Annotated in this window: 21 protein-coding genes; 9 read left to right on the forward strand and 12 right to left on the reverse strand. The window is 55.8% G+C overall.

Translation table 11 applies throughout. The features are described 5' to 3' along the window. Positions 1 to 2 precede the first annotated feature (2 nt). Together dapE and CWM52_RS06040 are read left to right on the forward strand one after the other, a co-directional pair. Complete coding sequence (dapE, locus tag CWM52_RS06035) at positions 3 to 1,130, forward strand: succinyl-diaminopimelate desuccinylase (protein ID WP_032695538.1); 1,128 nt, start codon at positions 3 to 5, stop codon at positions 1,128 to 1,130. A gap of 29 nt (positions 1,131 to 1,159) precedes the next feature. Beyond that, complete coding sequence (locus tag CWM52_RS06040) at positions 1,160 to 1,360, forward strand: YpfN family protein (RefSeq protein ID WP_004866145.1); 201 nt, start codon at positions 1,160 to 1,162, stop codon at positions 1,358 to 1,360. Positions 1,361 to 1,451: 91 nt separating this feature from the next. Here the strand turns inward: CWM52_RS06040 and ypfH are convergent, their stop codons facing one another. From ypfH to dapA, 6 genes are all read right to left on the reverse strand, one after another. Beyond that, positions 1,452 to 2,150: an esterase gene (gene ypfH / locus CWM52_RS06045; RefSeq protein WP_100683268.1), complete on the reverse strand. Its 699-nt coding sequence runs from the start codon at positions 2,148 to 2,150 to the stop codon at positions 1,452 to 1,454. A 76-nt stretch (positions 2,151 to 2,226) separates the two neighbouring features. Continuing rightward, complete coding sequence (locus tag CWM52_RS06050; RefSeq protein WP_100683270.1) at positions 2,227 to 4,227, reverse strand: tRNA(Met) cytidine acetyltransferase TmcA; 2,001 nt, start codon at positions 4,225 to 4,227, stop codon at positions 2,227 to 2,229. A 12-nt stretch (positions 4,228 to 4,239) separates the two neighbouring features. Then, on the reverse strand, positions 4,240 to 5,112 hold the full coding sequence (locus CWM52_RS06055; RefSeq protein WP_100683271.1) for a neutral zinc metallopeptidase: 873 nt from the start codon (positions 5,110 to 5,112) through the stop codon (positions 4,240 to 4,242). A 121-nt stretch (positions 5,113 to 5,233) separates the two neighbouring features. Then, positions 5,234 to 5,947 carry a phosphoribosylaminoimidazolesuccinocarboxamide synthase gene (purC, locus tag CWM52_RS06060; RefSeq protein WP_100683273.1) on the reverse strand — a complete coding sequence of 238 codons (714 nt, stop codon included), beginning with the start codon at positions 5,945 to 5,947 and terminating at the stop codon, positions 5,234 to 5,236. A gap of 229 nt (positions 5,948 to 6,176) precedes the next feature. Continuing rightward, the gene (bamC, locus tag CWM52_RS06065) at positions 6,177 to 7,211 is read right to left on the reverse strand and encodes an outer membrane protein assembly factor BamC (RefSeq protein WP_100683275.1); all 1,035 of its coding nucleotides are present in this window, start codon (positions 7,209 to 7,211) and stop codon (positions 6,177 to 6,179) included. A gap of 16 nt (positions 7,212 to 7,227) precedes the next feature. Continuing rightward, positions 7,228 to 8,106, reverse strand: coding sequence for a 4-hydroxy-tetrahydrodipicolinate synthase (gene dapA / locus CWM52_RS06070; RefSeq protein WP_100683277.1), 879 nt, complete (start codon positions 8,104 to 8,106; stop codon positions 7,228 to 7,230). A gap of 153 nt (positions 8,107 to 8,259) precedes the next feature. Here dapA and CWM52_RS06075 point away from each other — a divergent pair, with 153 nt between their 5' ends. Continuing rightward, positions 8,260 to 8,829, forward strand: coding sequence for a glycine cleavage system transcriptional repressor (locus CWM52_RS06075; RefSeq protein WP_165785351.1), 570 nt, complete (start codon positions 8,260 to 8,262; stop codon positions 8,827 to 8,829). Between the two features lie 3 nt (positions 8,830 to 8,832). After that, the gene (gene bcp, locus CWM52_RS06080; protein ID WP_100683280.1) at positions 8,833 to 9,303 is read left to right on the forward strand and encodes a thioredoxin-dependent thiol peroxidase; all 471 of its coding nucleotides are present in this window, start codon (positions 8,833 to 8,835) and stop codon (positions 9,301 to 9,303) included. 79 nt (positions 9,304 to 9,382) lie between these two features. Here bcp and CWM52_RS06085 read toward each other — a convergent pair whose 3' ends face one another. Further along, entirely contained in the window at positions 9,383 to 10,450 is a 1,068-nt protein-coding gene (locus tag CWM52_RS06085) for an AI-2E family transporter (protein WP_100683281.1), read from the reverse strand. 225 nt (positions 10,451 to 10,675) lie between these two features. On the opposite strand from CWM52_RS06085, the gene bepA reads away from it, so the two are divergent. Next, a complete protein-coding gene (gene bepA, locus CWM52_RS06090; protein WP_100683282.1) occupies positions 10,676 to 12,139 on the forward strand; it encodes a beta-barrel assembly-enhancing protease in 1,464 nt (487 codons plus the stop codon). 9 nt (positions 12,140 to 12,148) lie between these two features. Beyond that, complete coding sequence (gene arsC, locus CWM52_RS06095) at positions 12,149 to 12,508, forward strand: arsenate reductase (glutaredoxin) (protein ID WP_100683283.1); 360 nt, start codon at positions 12,149 to 12,151, stop codon at positions 12,506 to 12,508. A 96-nt stretch (positions 12,509 to 12,604) separates the two neighbouring features. On the opposite strand, the gene CWM52_RS06100 is transcribed toward arsC, so the two are convergent. The 5 genes from CWM52_RS06100 to bglK all read right to left on the reverse strand — a co-directional run bounded on the left by CWM52_RS06100 (position 12,605) and on the right by bglK (position 17,931). Beyond that, entirely contained in the window at positions 12,605 to 13,306 is a 702-nt protein-coding gene (locus CWM52_RS06100) for a DnaA inactivator Hda (protein WP_071824600.1), read from the reverse strand. 94 nt (positions 13,307 to 13,400) lie between these two features. Further along, positions 13,401 to 14,690 carry a uracil permease gene (gene uraA / locus CWM52_RS06105; RefSeq protein WP_100683284.1) on the reverse strand — a complete coding sequence of 430 codons (1,290 nt, stop codon included), beginning with the start codon at positions 14,688 to 14,690 and terminating at the stop codon, positions 13,401 to 13,403. 96 nt (positions 14,691 to 14,786) lie between these two features. Then, positions 14,787 to 15,413 carry a uracil phosphoribosyltransferase gene (upp, locus tag CWM52_RS06110; protein ID WP_100683285.1) on the reverse strand — a complete coding sequence of 209 codons (627 nt, stop codon included), beginning with the start codon at positions 15,411 to 15,413 and terminating at the stop codon, positions 14,787 to 14,789. A gap of 183 nt (positions 15,414 to 15,596) precedes the next feature. After that, a complete protein-coding gene (locus tag CWM52_RS06115) occupies positions 15,597 to 17,027 on the reverse strand; it encodes a 6-phospho-beta-glucosidase (protein ID WP_100683286.1) in 1,431 nt (476 codons plus the stop codon). Positions 17,028 to 17,037: 10 nt separating this feature from the next. After that, positions 17,038 to 17,931, reverse strand: coding sequence for a beta-glucoside kinase BglK (bglK, locus tag CWM52_RS06120; RefSeq protein ID WP_100683287.1), 894 nt, complete (start codon positions 17,929 to 17,931; stop codon positions 17,038 to 17,040). Between the two features lie 265 nt (positions 17,932 to 18,196). On the opposite strand from bglK, the gene purM reads away from it, so the two are divergent. The 3 genes from purM (at position 18,197) to ppk1 (ending at position 22,207) form a co-directional block, all read left to right on the forward strand. Then, positions 18,197 to 19,234 (forward strand): phosphoribosylformylglycinamidine cyclo-ligase, encoded by a 1,038-nt coding sequence (purM, locus tag CWM52_RS06125; protein WP_100683288.1) that lies wholly within the window; start codon positions 18,197 to 18,199, stop codon positions 19,232 to 19,234. Continuing rightward, a complete protein-coding gene (gene purN / locus CWM52_RS06130; protein WP_100683289.1) occupies positions 19,231 to 19,872 on the forward strand; it encodes a phosphoribosylglycinamide formyltransferase in 642 nt (213 codons plus the stop codon). Before purM ends, purN begins: the two co-directional genes overlap by 4 nt. 274 nt (positions 19,873 to 20,146) lie before the next feature. Further along, positions 20,147 to 22,207: a polyphosphate kinase 1 gene (gene ppk1, locus CWM52_RS06135; RefSeq protein WP_100683290.1), complete on the forward strand. Its 2,061-nt coding sequence runs from the start codon at positions 20,147 to 20,149 to the stop codon at positions 22,205 to 22,207. Position 22,208 lies beyond the last annotated feature (1 nt).

The raw sequence follows: 22,208 nt of genomic DNA on the forward strand, positions 1-22,208 counted from the left end.
CTATGTCTTGCCCGGTCATTGAGCTGGCTCAGCAGCTTATTCGCCGCCCTTCCCTCAGCCCCGATGATGCGGGATGTCAGGCGTTAATGATTGAACGCCTGCGTGCGATTGGTTTTACCGTCGAACCGATGGATTTCGGCGATACCCAAAACTTCTGGGCCTGGCGCGGGCGCGGTGAAACGTTGGCCTTTGCCGGCCATACCGATGTTGTTCCGGCCGGCGATGCCGACCGTTGGATTAACCCGCCCTTCGAACCTACTATCCGCGACGGCATGCTGTTCGGCCGCGGCGCGGCAGATATGAAAGGCTCGCTGGCAGCCATGGTGGTTGCCGCCGAGCGCTTTGTCGCCCAGTATCCGAACCATAAAGGTCGTCTGGCCTTTTTGATCACCTCTGATGAAGAGGCCAGCGCGCACAACGGCACGGTGAAAGTCGTCGAAGCGCTAATGGCCCGTAACGAACGTCTGGACTACTGTCTGGTCGGCGAGCCGTCAAGCACCGAAGTCGTCGGCGACGTGGTCAAAAACGGTCGTCGCGGCTCACTCACCTGCAACCTGACCATTCACGGCGTGCAGGGCCATGTCGCTTACCCGCATCTCGCCGATAACCCGGTGCACCGCGCGGCTCCTATGCTGACGGAGCTGGTGGGGATCGAGTGGGATAAAGGCAATGAATTTTTCCCTCCCACCAGCATGCAGATAGCCAACGTACAGGCGGGTACCGGGAGCAATAACGTGATCCCCGGCGACATGTATGTTCAGTTCAACTTCCGCTTTAGCACCGAACTGACCGACGAAATGATCAAAGCCCGCGTCGTCGAGCTGCTGGATAAATATCAGCTGCGCTATACCCTGGACTGGTGGTTGTCTGGCCAGCCGTTCCTCACCAGCCGTGGCAAACTGGTCGAAGCGGTGGTGAATGCCATTGAGCACTATAATGAGATCAAACCCCAGCTGCTGACCAACGGCGGCACCTCTGACGGCCGCTTTATCGCCCGCATGGGTGCGCAGGTGGTCGAGCTGGGTCCGGTGAATGCGACAATTCACAAAATCAATGAATGTGTTAACGCCGCCGATCTGCAGCTGCTGGCGCGGATGTATCAACGCATCATGGAACAACTGGTCGCCTGACGACCTCGACCTGAAAAGAGGAAGCGCACATGGAATGGCTAATCAACCACTGGTGGATTCTGGTGCTGGTATTTTTGGTGGGCGTCATGATTAACGTGATTAAGGATCTTAATCGCGTTGACCACAAAAAGTTTCTCGCCAATAAGCCGGAGCTGCCGCCCCATCGCGATTGTAACGATAAGTGGGACGATGACGACGACTGGCCGAAGCACGACCAGCCGAAGAAGTAAGACCCCCGGTCAATCCCACCCCTCCGGGAGTCCCCCGGATAGCGGCGTGATACGCCTTATCCGGGGAGTACGTTCACGAGATAATATTCGATTAGAGCAATTCGATAATATCGTCGTCTTTCGGCGTACTGCCGCTTAACGCCTCGTCAAAATAGTGCTTCGGCACGGTATAGCGCAGACGTTCAAGGGCAAACTGTATGCTGCTATCGTCAATCGCATGCCCCAGATCCTCGACGATATCCAGCGTCACATCGCCGCCAGCCTGCTGGAGCGCCTCCTGGGCCGAAACCGCCCACGCCAGATCGATAACGCGATCTTCGCCGCCGTGGATCAGATGGATGGTCGTGGCGGTGGTCGCCGACTGCGGAAGCGTCGCATACCGTCCATTAAAGGCGATAACCCGCGATGCCAGCCCCGGCTCGGCTTTGATGCTCTCCAGAGACATAATCGCCCCCTGCGAGAAACCAATCAGCGCCGTCGCCCGCGGGCCGACGCCGCTCTGTTTTTGCCAGTAGCGAACGGTCTCAATAAAAGTCGGCATAATGGCATCAATCCGCGACTGACGATTTTCTTCCGTCACCCCCTGAACCGAGAACCACTGGCGGCCCGGCGGCGGGCCGCAAGGCTCGGCACCACCGATGCTGACGATCAGCGCATCCGGGAACTGCGGCGCAAACAGACTGCCGATTTGCCCCATTGCAACCGGGTTATCGCCGACGCCATGAAACAGCAACAGCAGCTGTTGGGCAGGTGTCGCAGGGCTTTGCACAATAAAATGGTCGTGTTTCATGGCTGTCTCCTTAGTTTACGTGGGCAGTTTACGCCGCGCGCGGAATATAACCATGACATTTAACTGAATGAGTTAGTTAAAAAAATTGCAGTTGCCCGACCTGCTGGCGCAGCCTCTGCGCCCGCGATGCGTCCAGGTCCAGCAGCGCCAGTCCCGCTTCTTCGCGCAGCCTGACCAACAGCGCTTTGCGTCCGGACAGACCCAGCCCGGTACAAATCTCCACTTCATCCTGGCGCTGCAGACGGGCGCGAAGTGCCGGAAGCGGCAGCCCGGTGTGTAACAGTAGCCGATTCAGGCTGCCAACCACCGCCGGCAGCGGGCGATGGGCAAACGCGAAGCCCGCCACATCCAGCCAGTCGTCTTCCGTAAGCATAGCTGCTGGCGCCTCCGGCTGCGGAAATAACGCTTCCCGCCACTCCCGCAGCCAGAACTCATCGCGCGCCAGGCGCTGCGACTCCCGCAGCACCAGTTCGTGCCCCGCAGAGCTTAACGGATAAAGCGCCATCGCCGTGTAGCACCCGCTGCTTGCCTCGCGATGGGTCCCTAAACGTACCAGCGTAAAACCGCAGCGCTGCCAGAAGCGCCCTAACTCCGGCGTATAGCCAAAGCTGACCGAAAGATAATCGAGGCCGTCGCTTTGCGCGACCGCACGGGCGACCAGAGCCTGACCAAGCCCCTCGCGCTGGCGGGCCGGGTGCACGGCGATACGGGTGATTCGCTGCGCCAGTAGCGTGGGCGCCAGCGGGCTTCCGCCGTGGGCGGCCAGCGACTGCGCCACCAGATTGCCGCGCGGGCGGCGAAAGCCGGCCCATACCGCCCGGCTCAGGGCGGGATCAAGCCCGCCCTCTTCCACCCGCCATAGAGCCCCGGCCACGCCATTCTCCGTGCGGGCGCAGGTAAAATGCTGGCCCGGCGCATCCATCATCCGCCGCAAATCCAGCGGCGATGTGCGGTAATGCGCGCCGGAGAGCAGTTGATACATAGCCTCGGCGAGCCCGGCATGTTGCCGCCAGCTGTCCTGCTCCACCGCCGCAAACGCGACCTCTCCCGATGGAGTGTGGGCAAAAGCTTCGTCGCCAAACAGCAGCAATTCGCTGACCAGCGCTTCCAGCGGGCACCCCGGAGCCCAGCGAACGGGCGTGACCAGATTAAACTGGCGCAAGTGGGGAAAGCTGGCGCAAAATTTGAGCAAAAAGCCGCGCCCGGTGCCTTCATAGCCCTGTACGGTCGTGGTCAGTAAGGTGCGAGGAAAACGGGCGACCAGTTGGCGAAGCAGCGGCGCGGGAATGGCTGCCGCTTCATCGACGACCAGCCATGATGCCTGAGCATTGCTGGCCAGCAATGCATCCGGTGCCATAAAGCGAAAAGCGTCTCCAGCGAAGGTCGCCATCACCTCGGTTGCGCCGCGCGCCGGGGCGGTGACGATGGCATCGCCCGCCAGCTGACGAATCAACATTCCCGCCAGCGCGGATTTTCCCCGTCCGCGCTCGGCGGTGACCACGGCAATGCCCGCAGGGAGCGTGCTCAGACTGGCCAGAATAGCGGCCTGCCCGGCCTGAGGATGGCCGTCAGCCGGATGCCAGTGCGGTCGCGGCACGTCGTCCGGTAGCGTCAGTGGTTCATTCTGACGCCAGACGATCGCCTCACGATTCGCGCAGACCCGCTGACAAAAACGGTGGACAAAATGGGGCGTCGGAATGGGCTCAGGCGCGTCGCTCCAGCGCAGAGAATCCGCATCTGGCCGCGTCGGCCAACAGGTGAAAGGCGGCGTCAGCAGGATAAGCCAGCTTCCCGCTTTCAACGTCCCGCTCAGCGCAGCAAAGGCCGCCGCGTCGAAGCCGCTGCGGGCATCAAAGAAGGCGTGGTGGTATTCACGCCCAAGCAGAGATTTGAGGGCCTCCGGCGAGATACAGGGTTCTTCCATGGGCTGCGGCCCCACCCACAAACCATCGCCGGCCAGCCGTTTACGCAACAGTAGCGCCTGCTGCAGGCACCACGCATCGTCGCCGCTGAGCACCAGCAGGCGACGAATCCCCTCTTGCGCCATCTGCGCCGTCAGGCTAAGCAGTTTATCCATGGGCGAACGCGATCAGAGCGCGCGGCCAAAGGTGTTGCACTGCGCCGGATCGCCGCTGTCGAAACCGCGCTTGAACCAGGTGTAGCGCTGTTCAGAGGTGCCATGCGTGAAGCTGTCCGGAACCACGCGTCCCTGACTCCGCTGCTGCAGGCGATCGTCGCCGATGGCTTCTGCGGCATTGAGGGCTTCCTGCAGGTCGCCGGTCTCCAGCACATCCTGTTTCTGCATGTTATGGCCCCAGACCCCGGCAAAACAGTCGGCCTGCAGCTCCATTTTCACCGACAGGCGGTTGACTTCCGTCGGCGACGCATTCTGTTGCAGCTGGCGCACTTTCGATTCGATCCCCAGCAGCTTTTGCACGTGGTGGCCGACTTCATGGGCGATAACATAGCCCTGAGCAAAATCGCCATCCGCCCCGAGCTTATTCTTCATTTCGTCATAGAAAGAGAGGTCAATATAGACAGTGCTGTCCGCCGGGCAGTAGAACGGTCCCATAACCGATTGCCCGGTTCCACAGCCGGTCCGCGTAGCGCCGCGATAAAGCACCAGCTTCGGCTGCGGATATTGACGCCCCATCTTTTCAAAAATGGGCCCCCAGGTATCTTCGGTTGTCGCCAGAATAACCGAGGTAAACTTCGCGGCTTCATTGTCTTTCGGGCTGACTGAACGCTGGGTCGTCGTTTGCTGCTGGCCGATCGGTTCTCCCGTCAGCATGCCGGTCAAATCCACGCCGTAATAGCCCGCAACCAGCACGATAATCAGCAGGACGATCCCGCCCTTGCCGCTGGGAAGACGGAAACCACCGCCACCGCCGCCCAGAGGCGAGCCGGAATCATTACGTCGATCTTCTACATTGTCGCTTTCGCGACGTCCTTGCCAGCGCATAGGCACCTCAATCCATCAAGTTCTCGAATATGAGAGATCGTAGGCGCTTAAGAGGAGAATTACCACAGGAAACAACAACAAGAGCGCCAGAAGACGGGATCGTCCTCTGGCGAAGGGAGAGTTAGTCCAGCTTAACGCCCAGGCGATGGGCGACTTCTTCATAAGCTTCAATCAGGCCACCCAGGCTCTGACGGAAACGGTCTTTGTCCATTTTGTCGAGGGTATTTTTATCCCACAGACGGCTGCCATCTGGCGAGAACTCATCGCCCAGCACCACTTCGCCCTTGAACAGACCAAACTCCAGCTTGAAGTCGACCAGGATCAGGCCGGCGTCATCAAACAGTTTTTTCAATACGTCGTTGGCTTTGAAAGTCAGTTCCTGCATGCGCGCCAGGTTTTTTTTGCTTACCCAGCCAAAAGTCTCACAGTAAGACTCGTTGACCATCGGATCGTGCATCGCATCATTTTTCAGGAACAGGTCAAACAGCGGCGGATTGAGTTCAATGCCTTCTTCAATACCCAGACGTTTAACCAGAGAACCGGCTGCGCGGTTACGGACCACACACTCCACCGGAACCATCTCCAGCTTTTTCACCAGACATTCGGTATCGGAGAGCAGCGCTTCCATCTGAGTCGGGATGCCAGCTTCTTGCAGTTTGCTCATAATGAAATGGTTAAATTTGTTGTTCACCATGCCTTTACGATCGAACTGCTCAATGCGTGCGCCATCCCCTGCTGAAGTATCGTTACGGAATTCGAGGACCAGCAGATCCGGATTCTCCGTGCTGTAAACGGTTTTCGCTTTACCACGATACAACTCAGCTTGCTTTTTCATCTTTCACCACTCCAGTGATATTAAGTCAAAAAATACGTTTCCGCCCGTACACGAAATCCTTCAAAGCGCATCGCGGCGGCAGCTACGCGAATCCTCAGGAGCTTACATAAGTAAGTGACTGGGATGAACGAAGGCAGCCAACAAAGAGACAATTTGAAGGATGATGTGTATACGCACACGTTTGCGTCACTATACATTAAAAAGGGCCGGATTGCTCCAGCCCTGTTTATTACTTACTGAATGCGGCCTGGAATACGGCTACCAGGGCGTCATTCTGCGACTGCGTCAACGTATGACCTTTCGGGTCGATGAACTGCAGACTGCTGCGGTTATCGAGGTCGCCGACCTGCAGTTTGTAATCACCTGAAACCAGCTGCGGATCGCTGGCACCCAGCGCCTGCCAGCTGCTGTCAGACAGCGGCTTGTAGGTCAGCGCCATGCTGCCTTGCGAGCGGGTGCTATCCGTTACCTTCATGCCCACTTTTTCCAGTGCGCCCGGCAGACGTTGCCACACCAGGTTGAACGGTGCGCGAACAACCAGCATGGGCAGACCCGTATCGTCGGCAGCGCTCTGCACATCGAAGGTCGCGCCGGCATTTTTCTGCGCCGCGTTCTGCGCGCTGGTGGCGTTCATATCCAGACCTTCGGAAATGACGTTCAGCATCGACGTACTGTAGCGTTGCAGAGAAGCCGGATCGGATACCGGTTTCCCGGTCTGCTCAAGGTTCACCAGCTTCACGATAACCGCCTGCTGATAACCCTGCGGTTTCACTGAGATTTGATAGCGACCCCGATACTGCTGGTCTTCATCGAGGCGATTCCACTCAACCCAGTCGGTATTCAGCGTCTGGCTGGCATCGTCGCGTTTGGTGATGACATAGTTCTTAGACTGTACGATGCTGGCGACCTGCGCCCACAGCGAACCGCTACGACCATTCTCGACCATCAGCGTGGCGGTATCACCGTTAAACTGAGTACGAGCGCCGCTCACCAGTGCCAGAGGCTGAGCCGGGGGACGGATGTCCAGAGCTTTGCCCACTGCGCCTGCGCTGGTCGCAACCGGAATATTAAAATCCCCAACCTGAACCGGCAGAATCATGCCCGCAGGCGCGTGCAGTTCACTGAGCGGCGTAGCTTGCAGATAAGTCTCATCGCCTCCCACCTGACGTTTGTAGCGTGAGTCGGAACTACAGGCCGCGAGAAGCAGGACCAGTGAAACACCCGCAACCTTCGTCAGGCGCGACTTCTGTACTGAGTAAGCCATCAAATCTCCCTAAACTTTACAGCAAACCGGCATGCTTCAGCGCTGCGGTAACGGCCTGAGTACCCTGTTCGGTAATCGGCGTCATCGGCAGACGCAGCGTATCGGTTGCCACAAGACCCAACGCCTTACATGCCCATTTCACGGGGATCGGGTTGGGTTCGACAAATAATTTTGTATGCAATGGCATCAGACGTTGGTTAATTGCGCGAGCTTGCGCAAATTGGCCTTCCGCAGCCAGTCGGCACATATCCGCCATTTCGCGAGCCGCCACGTTCGCCGTTACGGAAATCACGCCCTGACCGCCGAGCTGCATAAAGTCCATTCCGGTGGCATCATCGCCGCTCAACAGAATAAAGTCATCTGAAACCAGCTCTTTGATCTGATGAACACGACTTAAGTTCCCCGTCGCTTCCTTAATACCAATAATATTTTTTACTTCCGCCAGGCGACCGACGGTTTCCGGCAGCATGTCGCAACCGGTACGGGACGGCACATTATACAGAATTTGCGGCAGGTCGGTGTGTTCGGCGATGGCTTTAAAGTGCTGGAACAGCCCTTCCTGGGTCGGACGATTGTAATAAGGAGTGACCGTCAGGCAGCCGACAACGCCGCTGTTGTTAAAACGTTTGGTCAGGCTAATCGCCTCTGCGGTTGCATTTGCACCGGTACCAGCGATGACCGGGATACGCCCGTCAGCCAGTTCAAGCGTCATCATCACGACAGCGCCATGTTCTTCATGGCTTAAGGTCGCAGATTCTCCGGTAGTCCCTACCGAAACGATCGCCGAGGTTCCGCTGGCGACATGGTAATCAATCAGTTTTTTCAGGCTTGACCGGCAGACATTACCGTTTTCATCCATCGGCGTGACAAGCGCTACAATACTTCCCGTGAACATGGGCCATCCTCAGAGCTGAAGTGCGACAAGATTCTCAATGTTACGTTTGGTCCCGTAATAAAAGCAAGAGACCCGATGCCATCAGGGATGTTGTATGCCGGTTTTTTTTATGCTTTCCTAATGTTACCTCACCTTTTTGAAGGAAGAACAGGTTTGACCGCCTCATTACAACACTATCTGGTTATTACCGCTTTGGGCGCTGACCGTCCCGGCATCGTGAACACTATCACCCGCCACGTCAGCAGCTGCGGCTGTAATATCGAAGACAGCCGGCTGGCCATGCTTGGTGACGAGTTTACGTTTATCATGCTGCTTTCAGGTTCATGGAACGCGATTACGCTTATCGAATCGACCCTGCCGCTGAAAGGAGCTGAGCTGGATTTGCTGATCGTGATGAAGCGGACGACCGCACGACCTCCTCAATCCATGCCAAACACCGTCTGGGTCCAGGTTGAGGTACCGGACTCGCCGCACATTATCGAGCGTTTCACTGCCCTGTTTGACGCGTGGAATATGAACATCGCCGAACTGGTTTCTCGTACCCAGCTCAGCGGTGATGACGATTCAGCGCAGTTGTTTATTCAGATAACCGCACACAGCCCGGCCACACAAAATGCATCAAATATCGAACAAGCGTTCAAAGCCCTATGTACAGAACTGAACGCACAAGGCAGTATTAACATCGTTAATTATTCACAACATGATGAACAGGATGGAGTTTGAGTAATGAATCCACTGAAAGCCGGTGATATTGCACCGAAATTTAGCTTACCGGACCAGGACGGCGAGGAAGTAAATTTGACCGACTTCCAGGGACAGCGTGTTCTGGTTTATTTTTACCCGAAAGCCATGACCCCGGGTTGTACCGTTCAGGCCTGCGGCCTGCGCGATAATATGGATGACTTAAAAAAAGCGGGTGTTGAGGTCCTGGGTATCAGTACCGATAAACCGGAAAAACTCTCCCGTTTCGCCGAAAAAGAGTTGCTGAACTTCACGCTGCTGTCGGATGAAAACCACCAGGTGTGTGAGCAGTTTGGCGTCTGGGGCGAAAAATCGTTTATGGGGAAAACCTACGACGGTATTCACCGTATTAGCTTCCTGATCGATAGCAACGGCAAAGTCGAACACGTATTTGATAACTTTAAAACCAGCAATCACCACGATGTGGTGCTGAACTGGTTGAAAGAAAACGGCTAACGCACGACCTGACGCAGGACGCCGGGTCGTGATTCACTGACCCGGCGTCCGTTTTCATTTCCGCGTTTCCAGCCACGGACTATTTCTCGTCTTCCACCGCCAGGCCATCCGGCCACGCGTGCACCACCGCTTTGATAAGGGTTGCCAGCGGAATCGCAAAAAAGACGCCCCAGAATCCCCACAGCCCGCCAAAGATAACCACCGACAGAATAATCACCAGCGGATGCAGGTTGACCGCTTCGGAAAACAGCACCGGTACCAGCAGGTTACCGTCCAGCCCCTGAATAATCAGGTACACCGCAAACAGACTCCAGAACTCCGTGCCTGCGCCAAACTGGAACAGCGCCACGCCGACGACCGGAATGGTCACCACGAAGGCGCCGATGTACGGAATCAGCACCGAGAACCCGACCAGCACCGCCAGCAGCAGCGAATAGTTGAGATCAAACAGGATAAAGCCAATCCACGTTGCCACGCCGACGACAATCATCTCAAGCACCTTACCGCGGATATAGTTGGTGATCTGCTGGTTCATCTCTTTCCATACCTGCCCCGCCAGCCCGCGGTTGCGCGGCAGCACGCGGCGCACGGCATTCAGCATCTGCTCTTTGTCTTTTAGCAGAAAGAACACCATCAGCGGTACCAGCACCAGATAGACCGCCAGAGTCAGTAAACCGACCAGCGAAGCCAGAGAATATTTGACCACCGAATCGCCGACGGTGAGCACGCGGTTGCGCATATTATCCGCCATGGCGTCGAGAATACCGGCGTCCATCAGCGCCGGGTAACGGCGCGGAACCGTGGCGGCAAAATCGGAAAGCTTATTGAGCATGCCAGGCATATCGCGAATCAGATAGATGCCCTGCTGCCAGGCGACGGGCATCACCACAAACGCCATTAGCAACAACACGCCGACGAACAGAATCAGCACTAACGAAGTTGCCCAGGTTCGCGAAAGCCCTACGCGCTCCAGCCTGACAGTCGGCCATTCCAGCAGATAAGCCAGCACGATGGCGACCAGCAGTGGCGCCAGCAGGCCGCTGAAAAAGAACATGATCCCGAACCCGGCCAGCAGAATAACCAGCAGCGCTATCGCTTCCGGATCGCTAAACCGACGACGGTACCACTGCATTAACATCTCAAGCATAAAACCCTTCCCTGAAGCGCTTAGCGGCAAAAAACCGAGGGAATTGTATCTAAATGTCACCGGAAAGACTTCGCTTTTATTAGCAAAGCCACAAACATTCCCCCTGGCGTGAATATCATATTTTCAATAGCCCCAACGCCAGCTAAACTCGCATGACGCGCGGAAATGGAACATTACGCCGCCCAACCGGTCAAACTGGCACACCCACATTACAGGACAGAGGTTATGTTCAGGCAGTTAAAGAAAACGCTGGTGGCAACCGTCATAGCGTCGCTGACGCTGGGTTCAATTTTGCCTGCTTTTGCTGACTCCGCAGATACCCTGCCCGATATGGGAACCTCTGCGGGAAGCACGCTCTCTATTGGCCAGGAAATGCAGATGGGGGACTACTATGTGCGTCAGCTACGCGGTAGTGCGCCGCTCATCAACGACCCTCTGCTGGTGCAATATATTAATGGATTAGGTATGCGTCTGGTCGCGCACGCTAACTCTGTTCGCACCCCTTTTCACTTTTATCTGATTAATAACGACCAGATTAACGCCTTTGCTTTCTTTGGCGGCAATGTCGTGCTGCACTCCGCTCTGTTCCGCTATTCCGATACCGAAAGCGAACTGGCGTCGGTCATGGCGCACGAAATCTCCCACGTGACGCAGCGCCACCTCGCGCGGGCGATGGAAGATCAAAAACGCAACGCCCCGCTGACCTGGGTCGGTGCGCTGGGCTCGATTCTGCTGGCGATGGCCAGCCCGCAGGCCGGTATGGCGGCGCTCACCGGTACCCTGGCGGGGACCCAGCAGGGGATGATCAGTTTTACCCGTCAAAACGAAGAAGAGGCTGACCGCATCGGGATTCAGGTGCTGCAGCGCTCCGGCTTTGATCCGCAGGCGATGCCGGCCTTTATGGGGAAACTGCTCGACGAGTCGCGCTACTCGACCCGTCCGCCGGAAATGCTGCTGACTCACCCCCTGCCGGAGAGTCGTCTGTCTGACGCCCGCAACCGCGCGAACCAGATGCGTCCTGTGGTTGTCCAGTCTTCCGCCGATTTTTACCTCGCCAAGGCCAGAACCCTGGGAATGTATAACTCCGGGGAAAATAAGCTTGGCGATGATCTGCTGAACGCGTGGGCGAAAGGCAATATCCGCGAACAGCACGCCTCCCAGTACGGGCGAGCGCTGCAGGCCATGGAAAGCAATAATTACGATCTGGCGCGCAAAACGCTGCAGCCTCTGCTGAGCGCCGATCCACAGAATGCGTGGTATCTCGACCTGGCAACCGATATCGATCTCGGACAGAAGAAAACGGCCGATGCGATTAACCGCCTGAAAAATGCCCGCGAAATTCGCACCAACCCGGTTCTGCAGCTGAACCTTGCCAACGCATATTTACAGGGCGGGCAAGCGGCGGAAGCGGAGAAAATCCTCAACCGGTATACCTTTAGCTACAAAGATGACAGCAACGGTTGGGATCTGCTGGCGCAGGCTGAAGCCGCGCTCGGCCATCGTGACCAGGAGCTGGCGGCACGCGCAGAAGGTATGGCGCTGGTCGGCAAGCTCGATCAGGCGATTACTCTGCTGAGCAGCGCCAGTTCGCAGGTGAAACTGGGCAGTTTGCAGCAGGCGCGCTACGACGCGCGTATCGACCAGCTGCGCCAGCTGCAGGAACGATTCCGCCCGTATCAAAAAATGTAAGGAGACGACATGTCCGACGCGGTAAAAATCTATCACAATCCCCGCTGCTCCAAGAGCCGCGACACCTTAAGCCTGTTGAAAGCTAACGGTATCGATCCTGACGTCGTACTCTATCTGGAGACGCCGCCGGATGCAGACACCCTGCGCCAGCTGTTGAAAATGCTCGGCATGGCCAGCGCCCGCGAACTGATGCGTCAGAAAGAGGAGCTGTATAAAACCCTGCAGCTCGCCGACCCGCAGCTTAGCGAGGACGCGCTGATTCAGGCCATCGTCGATAACCCGAAGCTGATGGAGCGCCCGATCGTCGTCAGCCATGACCAGGCGCGGATCGGCCGACCGCCGGAGCAGGTTCTGGAAATCGTCAACTGATACCGATGCGCCATCGCGGTTTGTCGTGATGGCGCAGCGAGTAACCTCTTCACGCGAGGGTCACGGATTGGGGGCGATAGCAGAGATCCAGCCCGGCTAGAGTTTGAGGATCTCTTTGACGAAAGGAATGGTCAATTTACGCTGCGCGGTGATCGACGCATGATCGAGCTGATCGAGGGTCATAAACAGCGAGCGCATTTCACGATCTAACCGCTTGAGCAAGAAACGACAGACATCTTCCGGCATCTCAAAACCCCGCAGGCGCGCGCGCAGCTGTAGCGCCTGCAGCTTATCTTCATCCGACAGGGGCTGTAGCTTGTAGATTTGCCCCCAGTCGAGGCGCGACGCCAAATCCGGCAACCCGAGATTCAGCTGGCGCGGCGGACAATCGCCGGTAATCAGCAAGCGCGTTTTACCCGATTCGAGGATCCGGTTATAGAGGTTGAAAATGGCCATTTCCCACGGCTCGTCGCCGGCCACGCACTCGATATTGTCAATACAGACCAGCGAAAGCTGCTCCATCCCGTCGAGCACTTCCGGTACAAACCACGTACGCTTATCCAGTGGAACATAGCCCACCGCGTCGCCGCGCTGGGAAAGCTCCGCACAGGCGGCATGTAACAAGTGACTGCGCCCCGCCCCTTCGCGTGACCAGATATAGATGTATCCGCTATGTTCCTGCCGCAACACATTCTGTAAGGCAGCAAGAAGAGAAGGATTATCACCCGGCCAAAAACTTGCGAAAGTTTCATCATCGGGAAGATACAGTGGCAGAGAGAGCTGTGCCGGTGCGTTCAGATGGACCTCATCATAGGCTTACAGAAAAACGCGGAGAGTTTATCACGAAGTATGCCTTGAGAGAACCGGGCGGGATCGCCGCCCGGTTGTCGGATCAATGTTTTACTTCTGTACTGTCGGCCGCATCCAGCACAACCTCTTCCGGGCGCAGGACGCCGATCAGTTTGAAAATCAGGCTCAGGCCCACGCCGACAATTGTCGCCAGCGCCATGCCTTTCAGCTCCGCCGCGCCAATGTGTACTTTCGCGCCGCTGACGCCAATGATCAGGATCACGGAGGTCAGAATCAAATTCTGCGCCTTGTTGTAGTCCACTTTCGATTCGATCAGCACGCGAATCCCGGAGGCACCAATTACGCCGTACAGCAGCAGCGAAACGCCGCCCATTACCGGCAGCGGGATTATCTGAATCGCCGCCGCCAGCTTGCCGACGCAGGAGAGCAGAATGGCGATAATCGCCGCCCCGCCGATAACCCAGGTGCTGTAGACGCGGGTGATCGCCATGACGCCGATATTCTCACCGTACGTGGTGTTGGGCGTCGAGCCAAAGAAGCCAGAGATCATCGTCGACAGGCCGTTAGCAAACATCGAACGATGCAGCCCCGGATCGCGGATCAGATCTTTTTTAACGATATTCGCCGTTACCACCAGGTGGCCGACGTGCTCGGCAATCACCACCAGCGCGGCGGGCAGAATGGTGAAAATCGCAAACCACTCAAAGCGCGGCGTGTAGAACGTCGGCAGGGCAAACCAGTGCGCCTCGGCAATCGGCGTGGTGTCGACAACGCCCATCACAAAGGAGAGCGCGTAGCCCACCAGCACGCCAATCAGAATCGGGATAATGGCGAGGAAACCGCGAAACAGCACCGAACCGAAGACCGTCACCGCCAGCGTCACCATCGAAATAATGATGGTTTTGCTATCCGGCGATTGCCCGTCGGCTGGTAGCAAACCGGCCATATTCGCCGCGACGCCCGCCAGTTCGAGACCGATAACCGCGACAATGGCCCCCATGGCCGCCGGCGGGAACATCACGTCCAGCCAGCCGGTGCCGGCTTTTTTGACAATAAAGGAGACGATGCAGAACAGAGCGCCGCACATAATGAAGCCACCCAGCGCCACTTCATACCCCAACGGCAGCAGCAGCAGAACCGGGGAGATAAACGCGAAGCTCGATCCGAGATAGGCCGGGATTTTTCCCTTACAGATGAAAAGATACAGCAATGTCCCAATGCCGTTAAACAGCAGAACGGTAGCCGGGTTGATATGAAACAGAACGGGCACCAGAACCGTTGCGCCAAACATAGCGAACAGATGCTGCAAACTCAGTGGGATAGTCTGTAAAAGCGGCGGTCTTTCACTCACCCCGATTGCGCGGCGCGTCATAGCGTTTTCCTCTAAGAGTCGTTTATTAGTTGCTGTGAGTTTGTTTTATTCAAAAAAAAGCCGACTCTTAAAGTCGGCTTCTTATTATCGATGCAATCACTTGGTACCAAAAATCTTATCGCCGGCATCGCCGAGCCCCGGAATAATGTATCCGTGCTCGTTGAGGCCCTGGTCAATCGATGCGGTATACATCTCAACATCCGGATGCGCTTTCTCCAGCGCGGCAATCCCTTCCGGCGCCGCCACCAGAACCAGCACCTTAATGCTGGAACAGCCCGCTTTTTTCAGCAGGTCGATGGTGGCGATCATCGAACCACCGGTTGCCAGCATCGGGTCAACCACCAGCGCCATGCGCTCATCGATATTCGACACCAGCTTCTGGAAATAAGGCACCGGCGCCAGCGTCTCTTCGTCACGATAGATCCCCACCACGCTGATACGCGCGCTCGGTACGTGCTCCAGAACCCCTTCCATCATCCCCAGACCGGCGCGCAGAATCGGCACAACGGTGATTTTCTTCCCTTTGATCTGCTCGATTTCTACCGGGCCATTCCAGCCTTCGATGGTGACTTTCTCTGTCTCCAGATCGGCAGTGGCTTCATACGTCAGTAAGCTACCTACCTCAGAGGCAAGTTCACGGAAGCGTTTGGTGCTGATGTCGTGCTCACGCATCAGGCCCAGCTTGTGTTTGACGAGCGGGTGTTTCACTTCCACAATCTTCATTTTCTTTCTCCTCTGAGGGGCAGCCACAAAAAAAATCGCGGGATTATACCGCTTTTTTCCATTTGCGCCATAGCCGATATGTTTGACCGGGATCAACCAAAATGCTTTGCGCTGCCTGAGCCAGTATAAATCAAAATAAAAAAACCCCGCACGGGCGGGGTGGTACGAAGCCTGAGGAGCGTTTTACAACGTTTCGCCGTTGCTGCTGATAACCTGTTGATACCAGGAGAAAGAGCGCTTCCGGCTGCGATCCAGCGTTCCGTTGCCTTCATTATCTTTATCAACGTAGATAAAGCCGTAGCGTTTTTTCATTTCACCGGTACCGGCGGACACCAGGTCGATACATCCCCATGGGGTATAGCCCATCAGGTCGACGCCGTCCTCAACCACCGCTTTTTTCATCTCGGCAATATGCGTGGAGAGATAATCGATACGGTAGCGATCGTCCACCGTGCCGTCAGCTTCGCGCACATCGATGGCCCCAAAGCCATTCTCCACAATAAACAGCGGCAACTGGTAATGATCCCAGAACCAGTTCAGAGAGTAGCGCAGGCCAACCGGGTCAATCTGCCAGCCCCAGTCTGACTTCTGCACGTACGGGTTGGAGACCAGGCTCTTCGTCTCGTCATAATCCAGCAGCGGATTATCATCGGTCGCTTTCGTCGCAAACGACATATAGTAGCTAAAGCCAATATAGTCGACGCAGCCTTCGGTCAGCGCCTGACGGTCTTCTTCAGTGATATCCAACTCGAAACCGCGACGCGCAAAGTAGTTCAGCAGATGCTGCGGGTACTTGCCACGGACGTGAACGTCGGTAAACCAGTAACGGCGATGCATGGCGTTCATTGCCATCATCACATCGTTCGGGGCGCAGGAGAACGGATAAATCGGACACATGGCAATCATGCAACCCACCTGCAGCGAGGGATTAATCTCGCGGGCGGCTTTTACCGCCAGGGCGCTGGCCACCAGCTCATAGTGCGCCGCCTGATACATCACCGGCTCGCGATCTTCATCCGGCAGATACTTCAGACCGGAGTTGGTGAACGGGGCAAAATCTTCGTGGAAGTTAGCCTGGTTATTGATCTCATTAAAGGTCATCCAGTACTTCACTTTGTGCTGATAGCGCTCGAACACCACTTTCGCAAAGCGGACGAAGAAGTCGATCAGCTTACGGTTACGCCAGCCGCCATACCCGGTCACCAGATGGTAAGGCATCTCGAAGTGAGAGAGCGTAATCACCGGTTCAATACCGTACTTCAGGCATTCATCAAACAGGTCGTCATAGAACTGGAGCCCCGCTTCATTAGGCTCAGACTCATCACCCAGCGGGAAGATACGTGTCCAGGCAATCGAAGTGCGGAAGCATTTAAAACCCATTTCGGCAAACAGCTGAATGTCTTCTTTATAGCGGTGGTAAAAATCAATCGCCTCATGGTTGGGATAATTTTTCCCCGGCAGTACGCCATGGGTGATTTCACGCGGCACGCCGTGCGCGCCGGCGGTCATCACATCGGCCACGCTGACACCTTTACCGCCTTCCTGCCAACCGCCTTCCAGCTGATGCGCCGCTACCGCGCCGCCCCACAGAAAACCTTCTTTAAATCCAGACATGTTCTCTTCCTTATGAGCAATCGCCGCTAAGCGATCGATTTTGCTGATTAAAATGGTAAACAGCCCCCAGCAAACCTGCATCGTTGCCGTGGCTGACGGCGTCGAGATAGTCGGCGATACCGAACCAGGCAAGATGTTCACGCAACTTCGGCAAAAAGCCCGGTCGTTCGACAATGCCGCCGCCGATGAAAATGGCCTGCGGATCAAAAATGTTCACCAGGTTGTACAGACCGGTACCGAGACCGTTGAAAAAGTCAGCCACCAGCCGCTGGCAGACCGCGTCGCCCGCCTCGTAGCGATCGAAGATCTCTTCGCCGGTTACCGCTTCCGGCGATTTACCGACATGCCCGGCATAGCGGTGCCGCAAGACGCGCATCGTGCTGTTTTCATTCATTGAATAGCGGCGGACATCGCGAGCGCCTGGGCGTTCGGTCTGCATATAGCCAAATTCGCCCGCGCGAAAACGCGCGCCATGCACCAGCTGGTTGTGACAAAAAATCGCGCCGCCAATGCCGGTGCCGATCGTCAGAACCAGAAAGTCGCTCATGTCGGCCGCTTTACCCTGCCAGCGCTCGGCGAGCAGAACGCAGTTCGCATCGTTTTCGATGGCGACGGGTAGCCCGGTCTGTTGCTCCAGCCAGTGTTTAATCGCGAAATTATCGAACTTACGGATTGCGCCGCCCATTTCAATAAAGCCGGTGTGCGGGTTGACATAGCCGGGCGCGCCGATCGCCACACCTTCGCACTCCGGGTGAGCGGCAATCCATGCCAGCATCGCCTGTAGTATCTGGTCGCCGTCGCTGTCACTTATCGACTGCTTATCTTTTTTAAGCAGTTCGCCCGCAGCGGTGCTGACGCCCATTTTTAACGCCGTTCCGCCGATATCAAATGCGGCAATGTTCATCCCGTCTCTTCCCCCTGAATCCCCGCGGAATCTACCTTCGGCTCTCCTGAATAAAAAAAGAAACCGGTTTCATAGGCATGATGGCTATTCCCGATGTCTGAGGCAAGTACAAGAATGTACCCGGTTCCATTTTCGTGAACCGGTTCAAATTTGTTCATATCGCTGCCGATTCACGCCGACTGCAAAGCAGGCTCGCAAACGTTTGCTTTCCCTGTTAGAATTGCGCCGATTTTTCTTGCTACCGCAAATGTGTGGAGATTTCGCAGTGACCGATAAAACCTCTCTCAGCTATAAAGATGCCGGCGTAGATATTGATGCAGGCAACGCGCTCGTCGACCGTATCAAGGGTGTGGTGAAGAAAACCCGCCGCCCGGAAGTGATGGGTGGACTGGGCGGATTCGGCGCACTGTGCGCATTGCCGCAAAAATACCGCGAGCCGGTTCTGGTTTCCGGCACTGACGGCGTCGGCACCAAGCTGCGTCTGGCAATGGACCTGAAACGCCACGATACTATCGGTATTGACCTGGTGGCGATGTGCGTCAACGACCTGGTGGTCCAGGGTGCAGAACCCCTGTTTTTCCTCGACTACTATGCGACCGGTAAACTGGATGTCGATACGGCAGCCAGCGTGATCAGCGGCATCGCCGAAGGCTGCCTGCAGTCCGGCTGCGCGCTGGTTGGCGGCGAAACGGCAGAAATGCCGGGCATGTACCACGGCGAAGACTATGACGTCGCGGGCTTTTGCGTCGGCGTAGTAGAAAAATCAGAAATTATCGATGGCAGCAAAGTTGCCGATGGCGACGTGCTGGTCGCGCTGGCCTCCAGCGGCCCGCATTCCAACGGCTACTCGCTGGTGCGTAAAATTATCGAAGTCAGCGGCGTCGATCCGCAGACGACCGATCTGAACGGTTCGCCGCTGGCTGACCATCTGCTGGCGCCGACCCGCATCTACGTTAAGTCGGTGCTGGACCTGATTGCTAACGTTGAAGTTCACGCGATCGCTCACCTGACCGGCGGCGGCTTCTGGGAAAACATTCCGCGCGTGCTGCCGGACAACACCCAGGCAGTCATCGACGAGTCCTCCTGGCAATGGCCGGAAGTCTTCAACTGGTTGCAGCAGGCCGGTAACGTCAGCAGCCATGAAATGTACCGTACCTTTAACTGCGGCGTCGGCATGGTTATCGCCCTGCCGGCAGACGTCGCCGACAGCGCTATCGCGCTGCTGAACGAGAAAGGTGAAAACGCGTGGAAAATCGGCTATATCAAAGCTTCTGATTCCGAACAGCGTGTGGTCATTGAATGAAAAACATAGTGGTGCTGATTTCCGGTAACGGAAGCAATTTGCAGGCGATAATTGATGCCTGCGGCCGAAAGCAGATTAACGGCACCCTGAGAGCGGTATTCAGCAATAAAGCCGACGCGTTCGGCCTTGAACGCGCGCGTGAGGCCGGTATTCCGGCCCATGCGCTGTCGGCCAGCCAGTTCGCCAATCGCGAAGCTTTCGATCGCGAACTGATGCATGAGATCGATGCTTATGCGCCGGATCTGGTGGTGCTGGCAGGCTACATGCGGATCCTTAGCCCGGCGTTTGTCGCCCATTATCAGGGGCGTCTGCTGAATATCCACCCGTCGCTGTTGCCAAAATACCCGGGGCTGCATACCCATCGCCAGGTACTGGAAAACGGTGATGAGGAGCACGGTACATCGGTGCATTTCGTCACCGATGAGCTCGACGGCGGTCCGGTAATTCTGCAGGCCAAGGTGCCGGTTTTTGCCGGGGATAGCGAAGACGAGATTACCGCTCGCGTGCAGACTCAGGAACATGCCATCTACCCACTGGTGGTGAGCTGGTTTCTGGACGGCCGTCTGCGTATGGAAGGGAATGTGGCCTGGCTTGATAACGTCCCTCTGCCGCCACAGGGCCATGCGGCTGAAGAATAATCATCAGCGCCTCCGGCTCTCCGCCAGAGGCGTATTTTATCGATGCACCGCCTGCCGCTTCCCTCCTATGTTGTTCAAATCAGAGATGATTTTTGCCCCGTTTATCTCCGGGAATGGCCTTGTTTTGTACACAAAACCGGCACTCGCTCGCCATCGTTTTTGTTCACAGCATATTGAAAGAAAACTGTCATACTTCTTTGACATAGTTGGACATTCAATGGCAAAGCTCGCCATAATGAAAAAGCAACATCAATCAACCGGAGTGTGAGTTGTAATGGGCCAGGAAAAGCTATATATCGAGAAAGAACTCAGCTGGTTGTCCTTTAACGAACGCGTACTTCAGGAAGCCGCGGATAAAAGTAACCCACTGATTGAACGCATGCGCTTTTTGGGCATCTACTCCAACAACCTCGATGAATTTTATAAAGTGCGCTTCGCTGAACTTAAGCGCCGCATCATAATTAGCGAAGAACAAGGCAGTACCGCCCATTCTCGCCATTTGTTAGGCAAAATTCAGGCCCGCGTACTGAAGGCCGATCAGGAATTTGACAGCCTGTATAATGAGCTGCTGCTGGAAATGGCGCGTAATCAGATTTTCCTGATTAATGAACGCCAGCTATCCGTCAATCAGCAGTCCTGGCTGCGTAATTACTTTAAGACGTATCTTCGCCAGCACATTACGCCAATCCTGATTAATCGCGAAACGGATCTGGTGCAATTCCTGAAAGATGATTACACCTATCTGGCCGTTGAGATTATCCGCGGTGAAACCATCAATTATTCCCTGCTGGAAATTCCGTCAGATAAAGTTCCGCGTTTTGTTAACCTGCCGCCGGAAGCTCCACGCCGACGCAAACCAATGATTCTTCTTGATAATATCCTACGCTATTGTCTGGATGATATCTTTAAAGGTTTCTTCGATTACGACGCGCTCAACGCTTATTCGATGAAGATGACCCGTGACGCTGAATATGATTTGGTGCACGAGATGGAATCGAGCCTGATGGAGCTCATGTCCTCCAGTCTGAAACAGCGTCTGACCGCAGAGCCCGTGCGTTTTGTCTATCAGCGCGATATGCCGGATGCGATGGTTGAAATGTTGCGTGATAAGCTCTCTATCTCCAACTATGACTCCATGCTGCCAGGCGGCCGCTACCACAATTTTAAAGACTTTATCGGCTTCCCGAATGTGGGCAAAGCCAATCTGGTCAACAAGCCAATGCCGCGCCTGCGTCACCTGTGGTTTGATAAATTCCGCAACGGATTTGACGCTATTCGCGAACGCGACGTGTTGCTTTACTATCCGTACCATACCTTTGAACACGTGCTGGAATTACTGCGTCAGGCCTCTTTCGACCCGAGCGTACTGGCTATCAAAATCAATATCTACCGTGTAGCCAAAGATTCGCGCATTATTGACGCCATGATTCATGCCGCCCACAACGGTAAGAAAGTCACCGTCGTTGTGGAACTGCAGGCGCGTTTCGACGAAGAGGCCAACATTCACTGGGCCAAACGTCTGACCGAAGCGGGCGTACACGTTATCTTCTCGGCACCGGGGCTGAAAATTCACGCCAAGCTGTTCCTGATCTCGCGTAAAGAGGGTGAAGAAGTCGTCCGCTACGCGCATATCGGGACCGGTAACTTCAACGAAAAAACCGCCCGTCTGTACACCGACTATTCGCTGCTGACGGCAGATGCGCGTATCACCAATGAAGTGCGCCGCGTCTTTAACTTTATCGAAAACCCATACCGCCCGGTGAGCTTCGATTACCTGCTGGTTTCGCCGCAGAACTCGCGCCGCCTGCTGTATGAGATGATCGACAGAGAAATCGCCAACGCCCAGAATGGCCAGCCTTCCGGCATCACGCTGAAGCTGAATAACCTGGTCGATAAAGGCCTGGTGGACCGGCTGTATGCCGCGTCAAGTTCCGGGGTTCCCGTTAACCTGTTGATTCGTGGCATGTGCTCTCTGATTCCTGGGCTGGAAGGGATCAGTGAAAACATTCGCGTCATCAGTATCGTCGACCGTTTCCTTGAGCACGATCGTGTCTATGTTTTCGAAAACGGCGGTGATAAACAGGTTTGGCTCTCCTCTGCTGACTGGATGACGCGCAATATTGACTACCGTATTGAGGTCGCCGTGCCGCTGCTGGATCCACGTTTAAAACAGCGCGTACTGGATATTTTTGATCTCTTATTCAACGATACGGTCAAAGCACGCTATCTTGATAAAGAACTGAGTAATCGCTATGTACCGCGCGGCAATCGCCGTAAAGTGCGCGCACAGCTGGCGATCTACGACTATCTCAAATCACTCGAACAACCCGACTAAC

The organism is Raoultella sp. T31 (assembly GCF_002806725.1).
In the GTDB taxonomy this organism is placed as follows: Bacteria; Pseudomonadota; Gammaproteobacteria; order Enterobacterales; family Enterobacteriaceae; genus Klebsiella; species Klebsiella electrica.